The 19,826-nt window shown below is 65.9% G+C and carries 15 protein-coding genes and 2 tRNA genes; 11 read left to right on the top strand and 6 right to left on the bottom strand.

What is annotated here, in order from left to right:
• Positions 1–4: 4 nt before the first annotated feature.
• Together AB4Y73_RS16360 and AB4Y73_RS16355 are read left to right on the top strand one after the other, a co-directional pair.
• Positions 5–92, top strand: a tRNA-Ser gene (locus tag AB4Y73_RS16360).
• A 164-nt stretch (positions 93–256) separates the two neighbouring features.
• A complete protein-coding gene (locus AB4Y73_RS16355) occupies positions 257–1,771 on the top strand; it encodes an MFS transporter (protein ID WP_441872946.1) in 1,515 nt (504 codons plus the stop codon).
• Here the strand turns inward: AB4Y73_RS16355 and AB4Y73_RS16350 are convergent.
• A complete protein-coding gene (locus AB4Y73_RS16350) occupies positions 1,695–3,875 on the bottom strand; it encodes a RecQ family ATP-dependent DNA helicase (protein WP_441872944.1) in 2,181 nt (726 codons plus the stop codon). The two genes, AB4Y73_RS16355 and AB4Y73_RS16350, sit on opposite strands and share 77 nt — an antisense overlap.
• Positions 3,876–4,035: 160 nt before the next feature.
• Here AB4Y73_RS16350 and AB4Y73_RS16345 point away from each other — a divergent pair, with 160 nt between their 5' ends.
• The 4 genes from AB4Y73_RS16345 (at position 4,036) to AB4Y73_RS16330 (ending at position 7,786) form a co-directional block, all read left to right on the top strand.
• Positions 4,036–5,454 (top strand): phosphomannomutase/phosphoglucomutase, encoded by a 1,419-nt coding sequence (locus AB4Y73_RS16345; protein ID WP_441872943.1) that lies wholly within the window; start codon positions 4,036–4,038, stop codon positions 5,452–5,454.
• A gap of 7 nt (positions 5,455–5,461) precedes the next feature.
• Positions 5,462–5,959 (top strand): hypothetical protein, encoded by a 498-nt coding sequence (locus tag AB4Y73_RS16340; protein WP_441873039.1) that lies wholly within the window; start codon positions 5,462–5,464, stop codon positions 5,957–5,959.
• 16 nt (positions 5,960–5,975) lie between these two features.
• Positions 5,976–6,449, top strand: a complete 474-nt coding sequence (locus AB4Y73_RS16335) for an RrF2 family transcriptional regulator (RefSeq protein WP_441872942.1) — start codon at positions 5,976–5,978, stop codon at positions 6,447–6,449.
• 176 nt (positions 6,450–6,625) lie between these two features.
• The gene (locus AB4Y73_RS16330; protein ID WP_441872941.1) at positions 6,626–7,786 is read left to right on the top strand and encodes a globin domain-containing protein; all 1,161 of its coding nucleotides are present in this window, start codon (positions 6,626–6,628) and stop codon (positions 7,784–7,786) included.
• A 137-nt stretch (positions 7,787–7,923) separates the two neighbouring features.
• On the opposite strand, the gene AB4Y73_RS16325 is transcribed toward AB4Y73_RS16330, so the two are convergent.
• Positions 7,924–9,759 carry a phosphoenolpyruvate carboxykinase (GTP) gene (locus AB4Y73_RS16325; protein WP_441873037.1) on the bottom strand — a complete coding sequence of 612 codons (1,836 nt, stop codon included), beginning with the start codon at positions 9,757–9,759 and terminating at the stop codon, positions 7,924–7,926.
• 275 nt (positions 9,760–10,034) lie between these two features.
• Here AB4Y73_RS16325 and AB4Y73_RS16320 point away from each other — a divergent pair.
• From AB4Y73_RS16320 to AB4Y73_RS16300, 5 genes are all read left to right on the top strand, one after another.
• A tRNA-Arg gene (locus AB4Y73_RS16320) sits at positions 10,035–10,108 on the top strand.
• Positions 10,109–10,194: 86 nt separating this feature from the next.
• Entirely contained in the window at positions 10,195–11,664 is a 1,470-nt protein-coding gene (locus AB4Y73_RS16315) for a dihydrolipoyl dehydrogenase family protein (protein ID WP_441872940.1), read from the top strand.
• Between the two features lie 66 nt (positions 11,665–11,730).
• Positions 11,731–12,474: an ABC transporter ATP-binding protein gene (locus tag AB4Y73_RS16310; RefSeq protein WP_441872939.1), complete on the top strand. Its 744-nt coding sequence runs from the start codon at positions 11,731–11,733 to the stop codon at positions 12,472–12,474.
• A complete protein-coding gene (locus tag AB4Y73_RS16305) occupies positions 12,471–14,507 on the top strand; it encodes a YhgE/Pip family protein (RefSeq protein WP_441872938.1) in 2,037 nt (678 codons plus the stop codon). The genes AB4Y73_RS16310 and AB4Y73_RS16305 overlap by 4 nt, the downstream gene beginning before the upstream one ends.
• Entirely contained in the window at positions 14,504–15,154 is a 651-nt protein-coding gene (locus AB4Y73_RS16300) for a TetR/AcrR family transcriptional regulator (protein ID WP_441872937.1), read from the top strand. Before AB4Y73_RS16305 ends, AB4Y73_RS16300 begins: the two co-directional genes overlap by 4 nt.
• Before the next feature lie 559 nt (positions 15,155–15,713).
• Here the strand turns inward: AB4Y73_RS16300 and AB4Y73_RS16295 are convergent.
• From AB4Y73_RS16295 to AB4Y73_RS16280, 4 genes are all read right to left on the bottom strand, one after another.
• On the bottom strand, positions 15,714–16,733 hold the full coding sequence (locus tag AB4Y73_RS16295; RefSeq protein WP_441872936.1) for an EamA family transporter: 1,020 nt from the start codon (positions 16,731–16,733) through the stop codon (positions 15,714–15,716).
• Between the two features lie 27 nt (positions 16,734–16,760).
• A complete protein-coding gene (locus AB4Y73_RS16290; protein WP_441872935.1) occupies positions 16,761–17,288 on the bottom strand; it encodes a SixA phosphatase family protein in 528 nt (175 codons plus the stop codon).
• A 180-nt stretch (positions 17,289–17,468) separates the two neighbouring features.
• Positions 17,469–18,332: a winged helix-turn-helix domain-containing protein gene (locus tag AB4Y73_RS16285; protein WP_441872934.1), complete on the bottom strand. Its 864-nt coding sequence runs from the start codon at positions 18,330–18,332 to the stop codon at positions 17,469–17,471.
• 595 nt (positions 18,333–18,927) lie between these two features.
• Positions 18,928–19,719 (bottom strand): hypothetical protein, encoded by a 792-nt coding sequence (locus AB4Y73_RS16280; protein ID WP_441872933.1) that lies wholly within the window; start codon positions 19,717–19,719, stop codon positions 18,928–18,930.
• Positions 19,720–19,826: the final 107 nt, after the last annotated feature.

Here is a 19,826-nt window from a genome sequence, read left to right as displayed (position 1 = left end):
AATTGGAGACGTGCCAGAGCGGCCGAATGGGCTTCACTGCTAATGAAGTGTGGGGCACAACTCCACCGGGGGTTCAAATCCCCCCGTCTCCGCGTTTGGCCCCGGTCCTGGACCGGGGCCTTTTGCGTACCCGGCCCCCGGACCTTTGCCCCCTCCCCCCAACTGAGTAGCAGCAGATGTCCTTTTGAGCCGTCATGACGACATCTGCTGCTACCTACATGCGGGACGTGCGGGCCGACGGTGGCAGGATGGTGCAATGCCAGCACGTAACGCCCCGACCACGGAAACCGGCCCGGCGTGGAATCCCCGTTTGGCGCTGCTGGTTGCCGCCACCTTCTTTATGGAATTTCTGGATGGCACCATCCTCACCACGGCCATCCCCAACATCGCCAGCGACTTTGGCGTGCCGGCCGCCGACGTGAACATCACCATGACCGCTTACCTCATGACCGTGGCGATGGGGATCCCCTTGAGTGGTTGGCTCGCCGAACGTGTGGGTGCCCGGAAGGTCTTCTGCGTCGCGATCACCCTTTTCACGCTCGCGTCCCTGGCCTGCGCGCTGAGCCCCGACCTGACCCTGTTGACTATCAGCCGGATCGTGCAGGGTGCCGGTGGGGCCATGATGGTTCCGGTGGGTACGCTCCTGGTGCTTCGCGGCACGCCCAAATCGGAACTGCTTCGGGCAACGGCCTTCCTGGTGTGGCCGGCACTGCTGGCACCGGTGCTCGCTCCCCTGGTGGGCGGCGCCCTGACCACGTATCTTTCCTGGCACTGGATCTTCCTCATCAACCTGCCGCTGGGGGCGGCCGCCTTCATTACGGCGCTCAAGATTGTTCCGGCCGCGGCCGGCGATCCGGCCCGGCGGCTGGACTGGCTGGGACTGGCCCTGACTACCGCGGGAGTGGGCTCCCTGGTGGTCGGCCTGGAACTGGCCACGGCACATCCCGACGGTCCATGGGCCGCGATCTCCGCAGTGGCTGGGCTGGCTGCCCTGGTGTGCGCGGTGCTGTGGATGTGGCGGGCGAAACACCCGCTCTTTGATCTTTCGGTCTTTCGCACCCGGACCTTCCGGGCAATGGCCACCGGCGGGTTTGTGTACCGCCTGACCATCAGCTCCGTGCCTTTCCTGCTGCCGCTGATGTTCCAGACCGGCTTCGGCTGGTCGCCACTGCATGCCGGCATCATGGTGGCCGCCGTGTTCATCGGCAATATCGGCATCAAACCGGCCACCACGCCGCTGATCCGCCGCTTCGGTTTCCGCGCCATGCTGGTCCTGGGCTCCCTGGCGTCAGCAGTGACCTTCGCGCTGTGCGCGTTGCTCACACCGAACACCCCGCAGGCCCTGATCTTCGCCCTGCTGGTCTGCAGCGGCGCTTTCCGCTCCATCGGGTTTTCGGCGTACGCCTCGGTGCAGTACGCGGACATCGTGCCCGCCCAGCTCACCTCGGCAAACTCCGTGTCAGCGACGCTGGTTCAGCTGGCTGCAGGCTCCGGTATCGCCGTCGGGGCGCTGCTGATCAGGGTGTACGACGGCGTCCCCGCGTTCGCGGCCGATGCCGCCGGTCCGTTCCGTGGTGCTTTCCTGTCCATGGCGGTCCTGATGCTCTTCAGCACCGCAGACAGCCTGTCCTTGCACCGGCACGCCGGCGCAGAAGTCAGCCGCCCCGCCGGTGCAGAGGCCAGCAATCCGGCGGTTAGCCCGCCTGCCCAAGCACCAGCGGAAGAACGGCGCCCGCTCCCGCCTGACGAAGCGCACGTCCGGCCACGGTAAGGCTCCACCGGCTATCCACCAGATCGTCGATCAACATCACGCCCTGGCCCCGCAGGGACGCCACGGCTGCCTCAAGTTCAGGCCCCACCACCAAACGGTCCCAGACCCCAGCCAGCCGATAGGCGCTGTTGCCGCCCCGGCTTCCCGTAGGTCCGCCGTGGCCAAGAGACAGTTCGCCCAGGTAGGGCATCCGGCCGATTTCCGAGATCCCCTGTGCCAGGGAGCGGACCAGTTCGGGCTTACTCCGGGATGGCATGCTGACGATCGCGGCGGGCCTTCCGGCACCGCTCCAGCCGGGGTTGCGGCCGTCACCGGTGGCCCATTCACGCAGGACCTGCACGCAGGCCTGCAGCATGGCGGGGTCCACCGGCCGGTCGGGGGCGCCGGCCGCGAAAATTTCCCGCAGCGCACCTCCCCAGCCCAGATCGGTGAGCCTGGCCAGGATGCGGCCGTCCGCAAGCCCTTCGTCGGCCTTGATCTTGCCCTTCACTGGTACACCCAGCCGGTCCATGCCGCTGGGCCACTGCAGCCGCGCCTCCAGGACGCCGCCGGCCCGGCTCAGGGTCTGGCCCGCAGCTGCGGTGGCCTCAGCGGCAATATCGGCCGGGAACCAGCGGCCCGCGCAGTTATCGCACCGCCCGCAGGCATGCGCCGTCTCGTCGTCAAGGACGGACGTGATGTACTCCATCCGGCACCCGGCGGTGTCCTGGTAGATGACCATGGAGTCCTGCTCGTCCACCCGGGCCTCGGCAATCCGGCTGTAGCGCTCGGCGTCATAAACCCAGGGCGTGCCGGTGGAACGCCATCCGCCGCCAACTCGCTCCACGGCACCGTCCACTGCCAGCACCTTCAGCAGCAGCTCCAGCGGCGTGCGGCGGAGGTCAACGCGTGCTTCCAAGGCAACGGTGGACACTGCGGAGCCAGCCTCGGCCAGGGCGGTCAGCACAGCCGTGGCCTTCTCTTCAGAGGGCATGGACGCGGTAGCGAAGTACTGCCAGATGTCACGGTCTTCCGAGCCCGGGAGCAAGAGCACATCGGCGTTTGCCGCGCCACGGCCTGCACGGCCCACCTGCTGGTAGTACGCCACCGGGGAGGACGGCGCGCCAAGGTGCACCACGAAGCCGAGGTCCGGCTTGTCGAAGCCCATGCCGAGTGCCGAGGTGGCCACGAGCGCTTTGACTTGGTTGTCCTTAAGGAGCTGCTCGGCACGCTCCCGGTCCGCAGGGTCGGTCCGGCCGGTGTAGGCCTGAACCTCATGCCCTGCCTCTGCGAGGAGCCGCGCGGTGTCCTCCGCGGCTGAAACGGTCAGCGTGTAAATGATCCCGCTGCCAGGGAGATCACCGAGGTGGGTCAGAAGCCAGCCCAGACGTTGGCGCGAGTCCGGGAGGGCGAGAACACCCAACCGAAGGGAATCCCGGCCCAGGGTGCCACGGATGGTCAGAACGCCGGCACCGAGCTGTTCCTCGATGTCGTGGACCACCCTCGAGTTGGCCGTGGCGGTGGTGGCCAGGACAGGAACCGAGTCCGGCAATTGCGTGATCAGGTCCGCGATCCGCCGGTAATCCGGCCGGAAGTCGTGGCCCCAGTCGGAAATGCAGTGGGCCTCATCGATGACCAGGAGGCCAGTGCGCCGGATGAGCTCCGGCAACTGGTTCTCGCGGAAGGACGGGTTCGTGAGCCTTTCCGGCGAGACCAGCAGGACGTCCACCTCGTCCGCGGCAAGCTGCTCCCGGACGGTGTCCCATTCCAGCTGGTTCGCCGAGTTGATGGCCACGGCACGGACACCGGCGCGGGCGGCGGCAGCCACCTGGTCCCGCATCAGGGCAAGCAACGGCGAAACGATCAACGTTGGCCCGGCACCCCGGCGCCGGAGCAGCAGTGACGCCACAAAGTACACGGCCGATTTCCCCCAGCCGGTGCGCTGGACCACCAGGGCCCGCCGGCCGCCGTCGACCAACGCCTCAATGGCTTCGAACTGACCGTCATGGAATGCTGCTTCCGGATGCCCCACGAGTTCCCGGAGGACCTCCAGCGCCTGGATCCTGGTGGCGGACGGCGCGTGAGGGGAAGCGGAAAGAAGGGCGGCGTTCTGGGTATCGACCATTGATTCAGTATCCCAGCCCCCACCGACACCCAGTTCCCCGGAGTTCCTTATGTGGACAACCCAACATGTCGGCACACAACAATTGGGGCCCGCCGTCACATGGCCGGGCGCCCACTCTCCCTCACCAGGCAACCGTGCACTTCCACGTAAGATAAGACCCGTGACTAGCGAACAGACAAAGACTTTTGACCTCTCGGCATCCTTCAAGGCCTACGACGTCCGGGGCATCGTGGGCGATTCCATCACCGCCGAAATCGTCGAAGCCGTAGGTGCCGCGTTCGTCGATGTCCTTGAACTTGAAGGACAGACCGTCCTGGTGGGCGGCGACATGCGCCCCTCCTCCCCCGAGTTCGCCAAGGCCTTTGCCGACGGCGCCGCCACCCGCGGCGCCAACGTTCAGCTCCTTGACCTCATTTCCACCGACGAGCTCTACTACGCTTGCGGCTCCCTCAACGCGGCCGGCGCCACGTTCACCGCCAGCCACAACCCTGCCGAGTACAACGGCATCAAGATGGCCAAGGCCGGCGCTCAGCCCATCTCCTCCGAATCGGGGCTCAAAGAGATCCAGGCCCTTGCTGAGGAGTATCTGAACGCCCGCCACATCCCGGCGGCAGCCACGCGCGGGAAGATCGGCGTCCACGATGTCCTGAAGGGATACTCGGAGTACCTCCGCAAGCTGGTGGACCTGTCCGGATCCCGTCCACTCAAGGTTGTGGTGGATGCAGGCAACGGCATGGCCGGCCTGACCACCCCCGCGGTCCTCGGCGACGCCCTCCTGCCCAAGCTGCCGTTCGAGATCATTCCGCTCTACTTCGAGCTGGACGGTTCCTTCCCCAACCACCCGGCGAACCCCCTCGAGCCCGAGAACCTGCGCGATCTGCAGGCCGCGGTCATCAAACACGGTGCCGACATCGGCCTCGCCTTCGACGGCGATGCCGACCGTTGCTTCGTCATCGACGAAAAGGGCGAGCCCGTTTCGCCGTCGGCCATCACAGGCATGGTGGCGCGCCGCGAAATCGCCCGCGCCCAGGCCCAAGGTGAGGCCACCCCCACCATCATCCACAACCTCCTCACGTCCCGCGCGGTGCCGGAATTGGTGGCGAACGACGGCGGACGGGCCGTGCGCACCCGCGTTGGCCACTCCTTCATCAAGGCAGTCATGGCCGAGGAGGGTGCCGTCTTCGGTGGCGAGCACTCCGCACACTTCTACTTCCGCGACTTCTGGAACGCAGACACCGGAATGCTCGCGGCGATGCACGTCCTCGCCGCCCTCGGCGAGCAGGACGGCCCGCTGTCCGAGCTTGGCCGCGAGTACGAGCCCTATGTCTCCTCCGGCGAGATCAACTCCGAGATCGAGGACAAGGCTGGAGCAGTAGACCGGGTGAAGGCAGATTTTGCTGCCGAGGACATCATCGTTGACACCATGGACGGAAGCACGTTCACGGCCAATGACGGAAGCTTCTGGTTCAACCTCCGCCCGTCCAACACCGAGCCGTTCCTCAGGCTTAACGTCGAGGCCACGGACCGGCTGCTGATGGAACGCGTGCGCGACCGCGTGCTGGCCAATGTCCGGCGCTAAGCCCCGCATGGCCCAGGAGGCGGCGAACGAAGCGGCGGGCGGCCCGGCTGAGCCGTCCTGGCGGGATTCCGTTCCGGAGGCCAGCGCCGCCGATCTGGAGAACCTGATGGGCACAGGGCTTGGCGCCGCCCAGGAACAGCTCCAGCGCAACGGCGGGTTCCTGCCGTTCGCCCTGGTGGTGGAGAACGACGGCGAGGTCCGGCTCATGGCCGTTACCCCGGCGGATGCCACGGAAGGCTCGGACGGCGACTTCGATGCCGAGGGGATGATCAGCGACCTCACCGAACTGCTGCGCCAGAATCGGGCTGATTTCCGCGCCGCCGCAGTGGTCTGCGACATCACGCTGGTTGAGGATGATTCAGATGCCATCCACGTTGCCGCGGAGCACCGGGACGGGTCTGTCTTCGCCGCGGTCCTCCCGTACGCTGCCAACACGGCCAGCCGCGAGTGGGACTTTGGCCCGCTCGCCGCCGACACCAACGAGCCCGCCATCTGGGTGGACTAGACCGCAGCCGGCAGCCATGAAGATCAATGCCTTTGCCGACGTCAGCCTCCGGGCCCTGATGGTGCTGGCTGCTGCCCCGGGGGCCACCCTCCTCACCACGCAGAACATTGCCGATGCCGTGGCCACGCCGTACAACCACGTCAGCAAGGCCATGGCCAAACTGCGCGCCCTTGGCCTGATCGACGTGGAACGGGGCAGGAGCGGCGGCTCGCGGCTCAGCGCGGCCGGGCGCCTGGTTACGGTGGGGCAGGTCCTGCGGGCACTGAACACCCGCACCGACGCAGCCGACTGCGTGTCTCCGGGCGGCACCTGCCCGCTGATCAGTGAGTGCAAGCTTCGCGCCGCCCTGGCCCGGGCCCGCGAGGCCTTCTACCGCGAACTGGACGAAATAGTCGTGGCCGAACTGCCGGGATCGACGCAAATGGCGCCTGTCTTCCAGATGATCGGCCTGCGTCCCGGCCTCCAGGCCGAGGCCATACCGGCGCCGTAGGCCGGCCCACCCTCGCTCCTCCGGGCCTCATTTCCGGATCAAACCCGCCACGTGACGCCCCGATTTGATTTCACATTTCTACAAGGTGTAGAACTTGGGGTATCAATACAGGCATCTCAAATGCGCGTATTATCCGACCGGACGAAGGCCCCGGTCACCTACCTCAGGAGTTAGCAATGCTCTCGGACAAATCCCGCCCAGTCATTGAGGCCACCCTGCCGCTCGTCGGTTCACGCATCGGTGAAATCACCCCCAAGTTTTATGCCCGCCTGTTCGCCGCCCACCCCGAACTGCTTGACGGACTGTTCAGCCGTTCGAACCAGCGCAACGGCAACCAGCAGCAGGCCCTGGCCGGCAGCATCGCCGCCTTCGCCACCCACCTGGTCAACAATCCCGGAACACTCCCGGAGACAGTCCTCGCGCGGATCGCTCACCGGCACGCCTCCCTCGGCATCACCGAACCCCAGTACCAGGTGGTCTACGAGCACCTCTTCGCCGCCATCGCCGAGGATCTTGCGGAGGTCATCACGCCGGAAATCGCCGAGGCCTGGACCGAGGTGTACTGGCTGATGGCGGATGCCCTGATCAAGCTGGAAAAGGGCCTCTACGCCGCGCAGGCTAACGGCAAAATGTGGGCCCCGTGGCGGGTAGCCGCCAAAACGGTAGCCGGCGCCGGCTCCATGACCTTCACGCTCGAGCCTGCTGACGACACCCCCATCACCCCGGCCCTGCCGGGCCAGTACGTCAGCGTCAAAGTGGTCCTGCCGGACGGCCTTCGGCAGGTACGGCAGTACTCACTGTCCGGCGAGGCCGGAACCAGCCGCAGCTTCACCACCAAGCTTGACGACGGCGGCGAGGTCTCCCCCGTGCTGCACAACAGCGTGGAGGTGGGCGACGTCCTGGAGATCTCCAACCCCTACGGCGAGATCACCCTCAAAGAGGGCGACGGTCCGGTAGTCCTGGCCTCGGCCGGCATCGGCTGCACCCCCACCGCTTCCATCCTGCGCTCCCTTGCCGAAGCTGGTTCGGAGCGGCAGGTCCTGGTGCTGCATGCGGAAAGCACCCTGGACAGTTGGGCGCTGCGTGGCCAGATGACGGACGACGTCGAACGCCTGGACGGCGCCGAACTGCAGCTGTGGCTGGAGCAGCCGGTCGAAGGCACCAAGGAAGGCTTCATGTCCCTGCGCGAGGTGGATCTTCCGGCCAACGCCTCCCTGTACCTGTGCGGCCCGCTGCCGTTCATGAAGAACATCCGCAACGAGGCCATCAACGCGGGCATCCCGGCCACGTCCATCCACTACGAGGTCTTCGGCCCGGACATCTGGCTCGCCAGCTGAATCGACTGATGGGCCCACACCGGCAGGGTTCCCTGGCCGAGCTTGCGAGGCTAGGGGCCGGTGGGGAACGACGGCGGCCCCGCACCTTTGGTCAAAAGGTGCGGGGCCGCCGTCGTTATGTCTGCTCGTTCAGCTGACTAGCTGTGGTCCGCCATGCGTTCCTTCAGGGCGTCGAGCTCGGCACGCAGGGCCTCCGGCAGGGAGTCACCGAATTTCGCGTACCACTCTTCAATGGAGGCCAGCTCGGCATCCCACTCATCACGGTCGACGCGCACTGCATCTTCCACGTGGGCGTGGGTGAGGTCCAGTCCGTCAAGGTCCAGCGAGTGGCCGGCGGGGACGAAGCCGATAGGCGTTTCGATGGCGTCAGCCTTGCCTTCGAGACGCTCGATGGCCCACTTGAGGACGCGGGCGTTGTCGCCAAAGCCCGGCCACGCGAAGCCGCCGTCGGCAGTGCGGCGGAACCAGTTGACCAGGAAGATGTGCGGGAGCCGCTCCGGGTTGGCCTTGCCCGAGACACTGATCCAGTGCTTCAGGTAGTCGCCAGCGTCGTAGCCGATGAACGGCAGCATGGCCATCGGGTCGCGGCGGAGCACGCCGACCTGGCCTGCGGCTGCCGCCGTGGTTTCCGAGGAGAGCGTGGAGCCCATGAAGATGCCGTTGGTCCAGCTGCGGGCCTGCGTGACCAGGGGAACAGTGGTCTTACGGCGGCCACCGAAGAGGATGGCCGAGAGCTCTACGCCGTCGGGGCTGTAGTACTCCTCAGCCAGCATGTCGATCTGCGAGATCGGCGTGCAGAAGCGGGAGTTCGGGTGCGCGGCCGGCTTGTCCGAATCCGGCGTCCACGAGTTGCCCTGCCAGTCCGTCAGGTGCGCGGGGACCTCGTCGGTCATGCCTTCCCACCACACACCGCCGTCGTCGGTCAATGCCACGTTGGTGAAGATGCTGTGGCCCTTGGCAATGGCGCGCATGGCGTTGGGGTTGGTACCCCAGCCGGTGCCAGGTGCTACGCCGAACAGGCCCGCCTCCGGGTTGGTGGCGCGCAGCTCGCCTTCCTTGCCGATCCGCATCCAGGTGATGTCGTCGCCGAGCGTTTCGACTTCCCAGCCGTCGATGGTGGGGTCCAGCAGGGCGAGGTTGGTCTTGCCGCAGGCGGAGGGGAAGGCCGCGGAGATGTAGTAGTTCTTCTTCTCCGGCGAGGTGAGCTTGAGGATGAGCATATGCTCGGCCAGCCAGCCTTCGTCGCGTGCCATGACGGATGCGATGCGCAGGGCGTAGCACTTCTTGCCCAGCAGAGCGTTTCCGCCGTAGCCGGAGCCGTAGGACCAGATGGACCGCTCTTCGGGGAAGTGGACAATCCACTTGTCGGGGTTGCACGGCCATGCGACGTCGGCCTGGCCGGCTTCGAGCGGCGCGCCCAGGGAGTGCAGGGCGGGCACGAAGAATGCGTTCGTCGCCGTGATTTTGTCCAGCACCTCGGTGCCGATGTTTGCCATGATGCGCATGGAGGCGACCACGTAGGCGCTGTCGGTAATCTCCACACCGAACTTGGGATCCTCGGCGTCGAGGTGGCCCATCACGAACGGGATGACGTACATGGTGCGGCCGCGCATGGAACCGGCGAACAGTCCGCGCAGCTTCTGCTTCATCTCAGCCGGAGCCATCCAGTTGTTGGTGAAGCCAGCGTCGCGTTCCTTTTCGGAGCAGATGAAGGTCTGCTCTTCGACCCGTGCCACGTCGGCCGGGTCGGAGAATGCCGCGAAGGAGTTGGGGAACGTCTCCGGGTTCAGCCGGGTCAGTGTGCCGGCCGCCACGAGTTCGTCGGTGAGACGGGTGTTTTCTTCTTCGGATCCGTCAACCCAGTGGATCCGGTCCGGCTGCGTAAGCTCTGCAACCTCTTCGACCCATGCCAGCAGTGCGGCATGCGTGGTGGGTGCTTGTTCAAGCAGCGGTTTCTGCGCCAGATCGCCCATTACGGTTCCCTTCCTCGGGTTCATCGGTGTGTCCTAAATGTTATTGGCCGCTCCGGGGTCCCCGGCGATGCCTGTTGTGCACGTTTCTGCTCCTTTGGGATGGAAGCCGCGCAAATTCAAGGAAAATCTGCGCAAATCGCTGGAATTAAGTGACTAAGGTCACGTAGACCGGTCTAGTCGTCCATATTACACGGCTCCCGATTTGGCACGAGGGCCCGGACTCGCGTAAAGTAATTCGAGGTTCGGGGAGCGAGATACTCCGCGAAACGGAATATGCGCCCATAGCTCAGCTGGATAGAGCGTCTGTCTACGGAACAGAAGGTCAGGGGTTCGAATCCCTTTGGGCGCACAGAATGAAGGTCCGCACCGGTTCGCCGGTGCGGACCTTTTGCTTTAAGCACCAGGGCCCCACAAGGCCGGGCGTAGGCTGGAGAAATGACGCCCCAAACCGTGGACCGGGAATTTGATGTCGTAATCATTGGTGCAGGCGCTGTGGGTGAAAACGTCGCGGACCGCGCAGTCCAGGGAGGACTCACGGTCGTTGTTGTTGAGGCCGAACTCGTGGGCGGTGAATGTTCCTACTGGGCGTGCATGCCGTCCAAGGCGCTGCTCCGTCCGGGCACGGCCCTCCACGGGGCGCAGACCGTGCCGGGCGCCGAACAGGCGGTCACCCGCACGCTGGACGCTGCGGCAGTGCTCAAGCGTCGCGACTATTTCACTGCCAACTGGCAGGACGACGGCGCAGTGAAGTGGCTAGACGGTGCCGGGATCGAACTCATCCGCGGCCGCGGCCGGCTCACCGGGCCTCGCGCCGTGGAAGTAGCCGGGCTTGATGGCAACACCTACCAGCTCAAGGCCCGGCACGCCGTCGTCCTGGCCACCGGCTCCGCCCCCAATCAACCGCCCATCAAGGGACTGCCAGGACTCCACGTGTGGGGCACCCGGGAAGCTACCTCGGCAAAGGAAATCCCGGAACGGCTGATGGTCCTTGGCGGCGGTGTGGCCGGCACCGAACTCGCTCAGGCATTCGCCCGCCTGGGCGCAGACGTTACGCTGGTCGCCAGGAGCGGGCTCCTGAGCAGCTTCCCGGCCGAAGCCAGCAGCATCGTGGCCGCTGGCCTGCGGGCGGACGGAGTGGAGATCCGCCTCGGCACGTCGACGGAAAGCATCCACCAAAACGACAATGGCACCTTCACCGTGACGCTGCGTGACGGGACTGGCGATGAACAAAGCACCGTGACGGCGGACAAGGTCCTGGTCTCCACCGGCAGGCATCCGGCCCTCAAAGGCCTTGGCCTGGAAAACGTGGGAATCGAGGCCCGGGAGGGGACGCCACTCCGGGTCCCCACCGACTCCACTGGCCTAGTCCAGGGCTTGGAAGGAAAGGAACCCTGGCTCTACGCGGTGGGCGACGCCGCCGGCAAGAACTATTTCACGCACCAGGGCAAGTACGAGGCCCGGGCCACCGGCGACGCCATTGCCGCCCGGGCCAAGGGCGAGCTGGATGGTGTCCCGGCAGCCTGGAGCCGGTTCGCCCAGACGGCCAACCAGCACGCCGTACCCAGCGTGGTGTTCACGGATCCGGAACTGGCCGCCGTGGGACGGACGCTGGAGCAAGCCAGGAAGGACGGCTACAACGCCTCGTCCGTGGAGCTGCCCATCGAGGTATCAGGATCGTCCCTGCACTCCGAGCACTACGAGGGCTGGGCTCAGCTGGTCATCGACGAGGACCGCAAGGTTCTCTTGGGCGCCACTTTCGCAGGGCCCGACGTGGCAGAACTGCTCCATGCCGCCACGGTTGCCGTGGTTGGCGAGGTGCCGCTTGAACGGCTGTGGCATGCCGTTCCGTCCTTTCCGACCATCAGCGAGGTGTGGCTGCGGCTGCTGGAAAAGTATGGCCTCTAGCTTATTTGAACTGACTGGTCAGTTCAGTTAGAATGGGTGCAGACATCAGTCTTCGAAAGGTCACCCTTGTTATTTGCCCAGCAGCTCCATGTGAAGGGCCGGCGCGACGACCTGCTTCCGCCCACCTCCCTGAGCGTCAGCAGGGGCGAGCTGCTCCTGGTGGCAGCAGACCGGCAGGACCAAAGGACCGCCCTTGCGCTGACCATCAGCGGACGCATGAAGCCCAGCGGTGGCCAGGTCACATGGGCCGGCAGCTCCCGCACCAAGGCCCTTCGGCTGGCCAGCGCCCTGGTCGACTCCCCTGGTGTGAACGAACTCGAGCAGCACTTGAGCGTGCGCGACCTGGTGACCGAGGACCTCGCACTGGTCCCCCGGCGCTACCGCGGCGCGCTCCTCAGCAAACCCTGGCTCAAGGTGAACAGGTTTGGGGACATCGCGGATCTTTGGACCGAGCAGCTGCCCGCCGGAAAACGGATGGAGCTCCTGACGGCCTTGGCGCTGGCCAACCCGCGCACGGACCTGCTGGTGGTGGATTCCCCGGACCGGCACAGTGCCAGCGCTGCGGACTGGCTGCCGCGGCTGGAAGCGCTGGCGTACGACGGCGGCCGGCCACTCGCCGTCGTCGCTACCGTCACCGCCCTCCCGGACTCGTGGACGGGACCGGCTGCCGTGATCGGCAACGCGGTCTGGCGGCCGGAGGAAACGCCGGCCGCCGTGGAACCTGCCCCGACCCGGCCTGCCCCGATGGGCGAACCTGCACGGGCTGACGAAACAGAAGCCTTCCTACGCGAAACTGAGGACGCCAAGTGACCGTGTTGCGGCTGGCCCGTTCCGAACTGAAGCGGATGACCGGCGGGCTACTGCCGAAGCTGACCATCCTTGCCCTGATCATGGTGCCGCTCCTGTATGGCGCCGTGTACTTGTACGCCAATTGGAACCCCTACGGGAACCTGAACCAGATCGACGCCGCCCTGGTGGTGGAGGACGCCGGAGCCACCTCGGGCGACGGCACCGAACTTCACGCCGGAACAAAGGTGGCAGACGGGCTGATCGACGGCCATGTCTTCAACTGGAAACCGGTCAGCACGGCCGCAGAGGCGGACGAGGGTGTCAGCAGCGGCAAGTACGCGTTTGCGCTGAAGATCCCCCAGGACTTCTCCACCAACCTGGTCTCACCGGGCAGCTTCGATTCAGCCAGCCAGGCGATGCTGAACGTCACCACCAACGATGCCAACAACTACCTGCTGAGCACCATCGTGGATAAGCTGACCACCGCCGTCCACAACACCGTCGCCAAGGAGGTGGGCGAAGAGACCGCAAGCCAGCTCCTCACGGGCTTCGGCACCATCCATGCCCAGATGCTCAAGGCAGGAGACGGGGCCGGACAACTGGCCGACGGGGTTGCCGCCCTCCGCGACGGGGCCACCAAACTGCACACAGGTACCACCGAACTCAGCAACGGTGCCGCGGAGCTCTACAACGGTCTTCTGAAACTGCGTGACGGCGCCAACCGGCTGACCGACGGCGCCGGACAGCTCAGCAGCGGCCTCACCCTCCTGAAGGACAAGACCGCCACCCTCCCCACGGACACCCGGACCCTGGCCAACGGTGCCGCGAGCGTGGCCGCGGGGAACGCCCAGTTGAACACCAAAGTCCAGAACGTCGTCACCCAACTGGATGCGGCGGACCAGGGGCTGCGGGCACGGGTGATCGAATCGAACACCCGCCTCGTCGCCGCCGGGGTGATCACACAGGACCAGGCGAACAGCATTCTGGCCGATTTCGACAACGCCGCAGCGTCCAGCCCGGTGGCCGCGGCGAAGACCACCATCCAGGCCGACGCCGCCCAGGTCCAGCAGCTGGCGGACGGCGCCTCGGCCGTGAGTGTGGGCGCTGCCCGGCTCGCCTCGGCCACGCCGGCCTTGAAAGACGCGGTGGCTCAGGCTTCAGCCGGTGCCGATCAGCTCCACACTGGCGCTGCCACGCTGGCCACCGGCCAGCAGAGCGCCCTCGACGGAGCCGGCCGCTTGGCGGAAGGGGCCAAGACGCTCGACGCCGGCGCGGGGCAGCTTGAGGCTGGCACCGTTACGGCCGCTGACGGGTCGCGGACGCTCGCCACCGAAATTGCCAAGGGTGCCGGGCAGGTGCCCAATCCCGACGATGCGCAGAAGAACAGTCTGTCCCAGGTGATCGCTGATCCTGTTGCAGTCAGCAACGTCTCCCAGGCTAAAGCGGACTCCTACGGCGCGGGGCTGGCACCCTTCTTCCTGACCCTTGCACTGTGGATCGGAATCTTTATGCTGGTCCAGGCCATGCGGCCCATCACCCAGCGGGCCCTGGCTTCGAACGCCCCTTCCTGGAAAATTGCCGTGGGCGGGTGGCTTCCGTTCCTGGCCGTCTCAGTAGTCCAGGCCACCCTCCTGACCTTGGTGGTGAACCTGGCGCTGGGTCTGAAACCGGCGCATCCGGTCCTGATGTGGCTGTTCATGCTGGCTGCGGCGATGGCGTTCAGCGCCATCATCCAGGGTGTGGTTGCTTTGCTGGGGTCGCCCGGCAAGATGGTGGTGCTGATCCTGCTGGTGCTGCAGCTGGTATCGTCGGGCGGAACCTTCCCGTGGCAGACCACGCCGCAGCCGCTGCACGTGGTGCACGAGGTCCTCCCCATGGGCTACGTGGTGACCGGCATGCGGCATCTCATCTACGGCGCGGATTTGTCGATGATTGTGCCAACTGTCCTGGGGCTGCTCGGCTACACGCTGCTGGGCGCCGCGATGTCCACCTTCGCGGTCCGGAAGCACAAGTATTGGACCCTTAAGACACTCAAGCCCGAGATTGCCGTATGAGCGCCGTGCTGCCGGACCATGGTGCGGCGGAGAAGAAACTCCGCCCCGCCAGGACTAACGCCACCCGGCAGAAGCTGTTCGACGCCTCCATGGAGCTGATCGGCGAGCGGGGTGCAGCCGGTGTGACCGTGGACGAGATCGCCGCCGCGGCAGGTGTTTCCAAAGGAACCGTCTACTACAACTTCGGCAGTAAATCGGACCTGATCGCGCAGTTGCTGCGGTATGGCGTGGACATCCTGAAGGCGCGCCTGCTCAGCGCGCCCAGTGAGCCCGGCGCCGCGGGTGGTCCCGCGGTTGATCCCCTGGTGGCCATGGAAGCAATGATCGGCCAGGCCATGGACTTCATGGCCGACTATCCGTCCTTCGCGAGGCTGTGGGTCAGTGAAAACTGGCGCACTCCCAGCGTGTGGCAGGATACCTTTGCCGTGCTCAGGGCCGAACTCCTGGCAGTCATCGGGGACGCCATCGAGGCTGTGGCCGCCGTCCACCCTGTCGACGGAACAGTCTCGCGGGGCAGCCTGGAGACGGCAATTTTCGGTGCCTGCTTTGTGGTGGGCCTGGACCGGGTGACGTACAACCCGGAGCGGAGCCGTGATCAAAGCGTTGCAGCAATCATGGCAATCATGCGCGGCTACGTGCTGAAGTAACTCCACCCTCGGGGATGATTGATCCCATGCGCCACATGGGTATCAGCGGAAAGTTCGCCCTCATCACGGCCGTCGCCGCCCTGGGCATGCTGGTACTTACCGCCATCACGCTCGAGGAAGCCGTGATGGTCACGTTCCTGGGGCTCGTGGCCGTGGCGTACGTTGCCGCAGTGGCCGAAGTGCTGCTCCAGCGCCGGCATATCGCCCTGGTGGCCACCAGCGTGGGCAGCAGCCTGACCATCGCTTTTTCGCTGGCTTTCCTCAGCACCTGGGAACTCGCCTTCGTGGATCAGTCGACCATTATTGGTACGCCACTTCCCACCGACGACCCCGACAATTACTTCTTCTGGGCCGCCGCCTCAGCTGTCGCCACCGTGCTGGTCCTGTTCCTGGGCGTGGCCTGGCCCTCAGGACGTCGGTTCGGCGCGGGGAGCCGGCCGGTGGCTGCAGGTGGCCGCAGGCCTTCTCCGCCGAAGGGCCGCCCCCCAGCCCGGGGCATTTCAGCCGACCGCAAATCTGCAACCCGGACCGTGGCACCCCGCGGCACCGGGGCAACCGCTCAGCGCGTCTCCGGCTCCCGCGCGCCCGCCCGATTGCCGGCGGCGGCAGCCAAACGGCCGTCGTCCGCATCTCCGGTGCGTAAGCCCAAGCCGGTGCCACCACCAGCACCAAAGTCCGGCGCCAAAACCACGTCCCGGCGCTGACGCGGACTGCCCCCTCGGGTGAGTACCGCCGTCGCCACCCCGCCCAGGAGCAGCGCCCCGCCAGCCAGTTCGGCCGGCGTCGGTATCTCCGCCAGCAGCAGCCACGCCGCGCTCATCCCCACCACGGGCACCAGGAGGGTGAAGGGAACAACGGCCGACGACGGGTAGCGGGCAAGCAGCCGGTTCCAGATCCCGTACCCCACCAACGACCCGAAAATCGCCGTGTACAGCGCGCTGGCGATGGTGACGGGCTGCAGGTGGGCCAGCGTTCCGAGCACGGCGTCCGGGCCGTCCACCAGAAGCGAAAGTCCGGCGAGCGGCACCGGAACCACAGCCCCGGACCAGACCACCAGGCCCAGCCCCGACGCCGCCTTGGCCTGGCGGGCGATGACGTTTCCGGCGGCCCAGGACAGCGCAGCGCCCAGCACAATGATCAGCGGCAGCAGGGGCGCCACTGCACTGCGGCCCACAGCCACCACGGCCAGTCCGGCGACGCCAAGAACAACCCCGAACAGCTGGCTCCGGCTGGGACGCTCCCCCAGGAACCCGGCCGACAGGAGGACCGTCAGCAGCACCTGCGCCTGAAGCACCAGCGAGGCAAGGCCGGCCGGCATGCCAAGGGCCATGGCCAAATACAGGAGGCCAAACTGGCCGGCACTCATAAAGAGCCCGACGCCGAGAATCGCCTTCCAGCTCACGTCCGGCTTCCGGATGAAGAAGATCAGGGGGAAGACCACCAGGACGAACCGCATGGCCACGAAAAGGAGCGGCGGAACGTCACCGCTGTCCGGATGCAGGCCCATGTCGATGGCCACGAAGTTAACGCCCCAGAGAACGGCGACCAGCAGGGCCAGGAGGGAGTGTCGGAGGTTCACCGTTCAACTCTGACAGACTGCCGCGCCTCAGTGGGCGCGCGGAACCTTGAATTTGGTGATTCGGGCGTCCTGGCCGTCGAGTTCGGCCCAGGACTTTTCCGTTTCCAGCACCGTCAGGGCGCTGGTGGGGTAGCGGGTGGCGGCGTCCATGTAGGCATCGTGGTTCGAGTCCCGTGACGCCAGGTGCATGGCGAGGTCCTGGACTCCGGGCATGTGTGAGATGAGCATCAGTGTGGTCACGGTGTCCGGCACATGGTTGACCACGGCGAGCATGCGCAGCGCTGAGGCGGCGTAGAGGCCGTCCTCGAGTTTCGGCGTCGGGGCCTTGTCCCCCAACTCGGCGCATACCCACGTGCACGTCTGCCGGGTGCGCAACGCGCTGGAGCACAGGATGAAGTCCGGAAGGATCTGGTGCTTGACCAGCCACTTCCCGGCCAGCGGCGCCTCCCGGTGTCCGCGCTCCTCCAGCGGCCGCTCATGATCCGCAACCCCGCCGGGCCAGTCAGCCTTGGCATGGCGCATGATCACCAAGCGTTTGATGTGGTGGTCACTCATGCCCCAAGCCTAACGCCAGCAGGCCTCACGGCGCCGCCGTCGACCCATAGCCGCGGAGGCCAATGCGCGCGGGCCCGAACGCACGAAAGCGACGTTTCGCGTAGTGCCGCATCGCCGACTGAGGAACGAAGGAGGTGTCTAAGGCACGGCGAAATGCCGCTTTCGTGCGTCGCTGAAGGACTAGATCGAGTATTCCGGAGCGGCCCAGACAACAACTTCGGGGTGCTCGTAGAACCGGTAGCCCTGGCCGCGGACGGTGCGCACGGTGTTGGCGAGCCGGCCGAGCTTGGAGCGAAGGCGGCGGATGTGGACGTCGATGGTGCGCTCGTTGGGCACTTCCTCGGCGTTGCGCCATAGGCCTTCGAGCAGTTCATCGCGGCCAACGGTGCGGGTGCCGTTTTCCACGAGGTAGTTGAGGAGTTCGAATTCCTTGAAGGTCAGGTTCAGGGATTCACCGTCGAGGTGGACTTCGCGTCGGGCCAGGTCGATGAGGACGCCGGACGGACGGGGCTCTGCGGCCTGCTGCAGGCGTGCAGTTTCGGTGCGCTTCTGGGCATTGACGGTCGGGTCACCGAAGGTGGAACGGACGACGTCGAGCGCGGAGCCGGGGGTGCCGGCCGGAGCCATGGCCACGGCAGCGTAGCTTTCGGCACCGGTCACGAGGGACTGTGCGTAGGCGCGGATTTCCTGGGCAAGCTTGGCGATGGAGGTTCCGGCGGCCGCCGCGGTCTCCTCGTCGATCCCCATGTAGAGGACGAATCCCCGGGCGAGGTTGTCGTTCGCGGGCCTGGCGGCGTTGTTCCCTGCAACAACCGGCGTCGGCGCGGTGAGCGGGGCAGCTTCGGTCGGCTGCACGGCGCGCAACTGGCCGTAGGAGTTCGGGTTGTAGCCCTGGGGGACGTATCCGGGGGCGGGGAAACTGCTTCCGGCAGCGGCCGGCGGGAACGCCTGGCGGGTGCCGAAACCTTGACGGAGCCCGGAAGCCTGGCTGGGCTTACCTGCGTTACGGACGGAGATGTGGACGTATCCGGATGCAACTGACATGAATGCTTACCTCAATGTGAATGGCCGTCGTTGCGGCTCGAATGCTGGGGTTGCCCGCAATGAAAATCTGGGAGGGCGCCCGACTCTGGACTGGGAAGGCGAATGCCTAGGAACTTCGAGGGGTTTGAAGGTCAGGCGTGCATTCGACAACAGCGCATGTCGGCAGCAGCGGATGTGCTGGGCCAATATTCTGCGGCTGCAGTTGCTGTTGAGTTCTTGTTCACAATTGAAGTGTGCAACGTAACAATGAAAACTTGCAAGTAACAAAGGCGCCGTTCGTCCACATCGTGAGACAAAGCGACAATAATGTGCCTCGTATCACAATTCGGCGAGTGGGCCTCTGTGCTGCAGGATTCATGAATAGCGGCTCCCAAATCGCCATTTAAAGAATATTATTCGAAATTCGAGACCATCCTGAAATCGTGGGGAACTTCACGCGCTTGACGTAAAATCACCGCACCGGCCAGGGTGCGTTGTCCAATCTCCCCCGTGGATGTTCCCACCCGGGCACGATTCATACGCACGCGGACGGGACCCGGCAGCGCCGGCGCTGCCAACAATAGGACGGACTAGAGGACCGACCGGCCCCAGAGGCCTAGTTCGTGGTGGTGCCCGTGCTCGGTGTGACGGACGTGCCGGAGTTCGGGGCGGTGGACGTCCCGGACATTGCCAACTGGATGGACTCTGCCCGGTAGGAATCAGACTCCTTAATGGCGGTAACGCGGACGCTGGCACCGGCGGTAACATCGGACAGGCCGAGCGTGCTGCCGGCGGTTCCCCTGCGCTCCCGCATTCCCTCCGAGACCTGCACGTCGGAGCCCACGGCATAGGTGCGGGTAAAGCCGTCATCGCTTTTGACGGTTAGGGACTCCCCCGAGATGCCCGTGACGGTTCCCGTTTGGCCGGCCATGGTCACATAGCTCGAGTCTTGAAGAATGACGTACTCGGAATGGATGGCAGCAGTGAGGCCGCCCATCCCCATTCCCAAACCGCTGGGGCCGCCGTCCATTCCGCCTGCTGCACCGCCAGGCCCGGGCATGCCGCTTTGGCTTCCGGGCCCGAACTGGCTCTGGGCACCTGCGGCCTGGCTGTTGGCCGCAGCCGCGCTCGTACCATTCCCGGCCGCATAAGCGCCGGCACCTGCTGCTGCGGCGACCACTACCGCCACGCCACCTACGGCCATGCCCTTTTTCGCCGTCCAGGTCCTCTTTCCGCGGCTACCAGGGGAATTCTGCAGGGAGAAAGGCTGCGGTGCGCCCCAACCCGTCCCGGCGTTTGCGCCCTCCCAAACCGGTGCCGGCATGCCTTGTCCCGCCGATGCCGAGACCTGTGGCTGTCCGCTATCGGCTGCGGCCTCCGGGACTGCGGCGTTGTTCTGCTGATCCATGGCTTTTCTCCAGAGGAAGTCGGTACTGCTGGCTACGGTTGTCCCAACAGCGTCGGCCGCGTTGCTGTGCGCATGCTGTGCAGCAGGGCAAACCTGCCTGTGATCTG

The sequence above is a fragment of the Pseudarthrobacter sp. TAF60_1 genome, from assembly GCF_052113505.1.
Lineage (GTDB): Bacteria > Actinomycetota > Actinomycetes > Actinomycetales > Micrococcaceae > Arthrobacter.
The sequence above is the reverse complement of the archived record's forward strand: the minus strand, read 5'-3'. Positions and strand labels throughout refer to the sequence as shown.

Excerpts from the sequence above, each read along its gene's own strand:
- AB4Y73_RS16340 (WP_441873039.1), top strand. The coding sequence starts at position 5,462 with ATGGCCCAGGAGGCGGCGAACGAAGCGGCGGGCGGCCCGGCTGAGCCG.
- AB4Y73_RS16330 (WP_441872941.1), top strand. The coding sequence starts at position 6,626 with ATGCTCTCGGACAAATCCCGCCCAGTCATTGAGGCCACCCTGCCGCTC.
- AB4Y73_RS16350 (WP_441872944.1), bottom strand. The coding sequence starts at position 3,875 with ATGGTCGATACCCAGAACGCCGCCCTTCTTTCCGCTTCCCCTCACGCG.
- AB4Y73_RS16325 (WP_441873037.1), bottom strand. The coding sequence starts at position 9,759 with ATGGGCGATCTGGCGCAGAAACCGCTGCTTGAACAAGCACCCACCACG.
- AB4Y73_RS16300 (WP_441872937.1), top strand. The coding sequence starts at position 14,504 with ATGAGCGCCGTGCTGCCGGACCATGGTGCGGCGGAGAAGAAACTCCGC.
- AB4Y73_RS16290 (WP_441872935.1), bottom strand. The coding sequence starts at position 17,288 with ATGAGTGACCACCACATCAAACGCTTGGTGATCATGCGCCATGCCAAG.
- AB4Y73_RS16335 (WP_441872942.1), top strand. The coding sequence starts at position 5,976 with ATGAAGATCAATGCCTTTGCCGACGTCAGCCTCCGGGCCCTGATGGTG.
- AB4Y73_RS16355 (WP_441872946.1), top strand. The coding sequence starts at position 257 with ATGCCAGCACGTAACGCCCCGACCACGGAAACCGGCCCGGCGTGGAAT.
- AB4Y73_RS16280 (WP_441872933.1), bottom strand. The coding sequence starts at position 19,719 with ATGGATCAGCAGAACAACGCCGCAGTCCCGGAGGCCGCAGCCGATAGC.
- AB4Y73_RS16315 (WP_441872940.1), top strand. The coding sequence starts at position 10,195 with ATGACGCCCCAAACCGTGGACCGGGAATTTGATGTCGTAATCATTGGT.
- AB4Y73_RS16285 (WP_441872934.1), bottom strand. The coding sequence starts at position 18,332 with ATGTCAGTTGCATCCGGATACGTCCACATCTCCGTCCGTAACGCAGGT.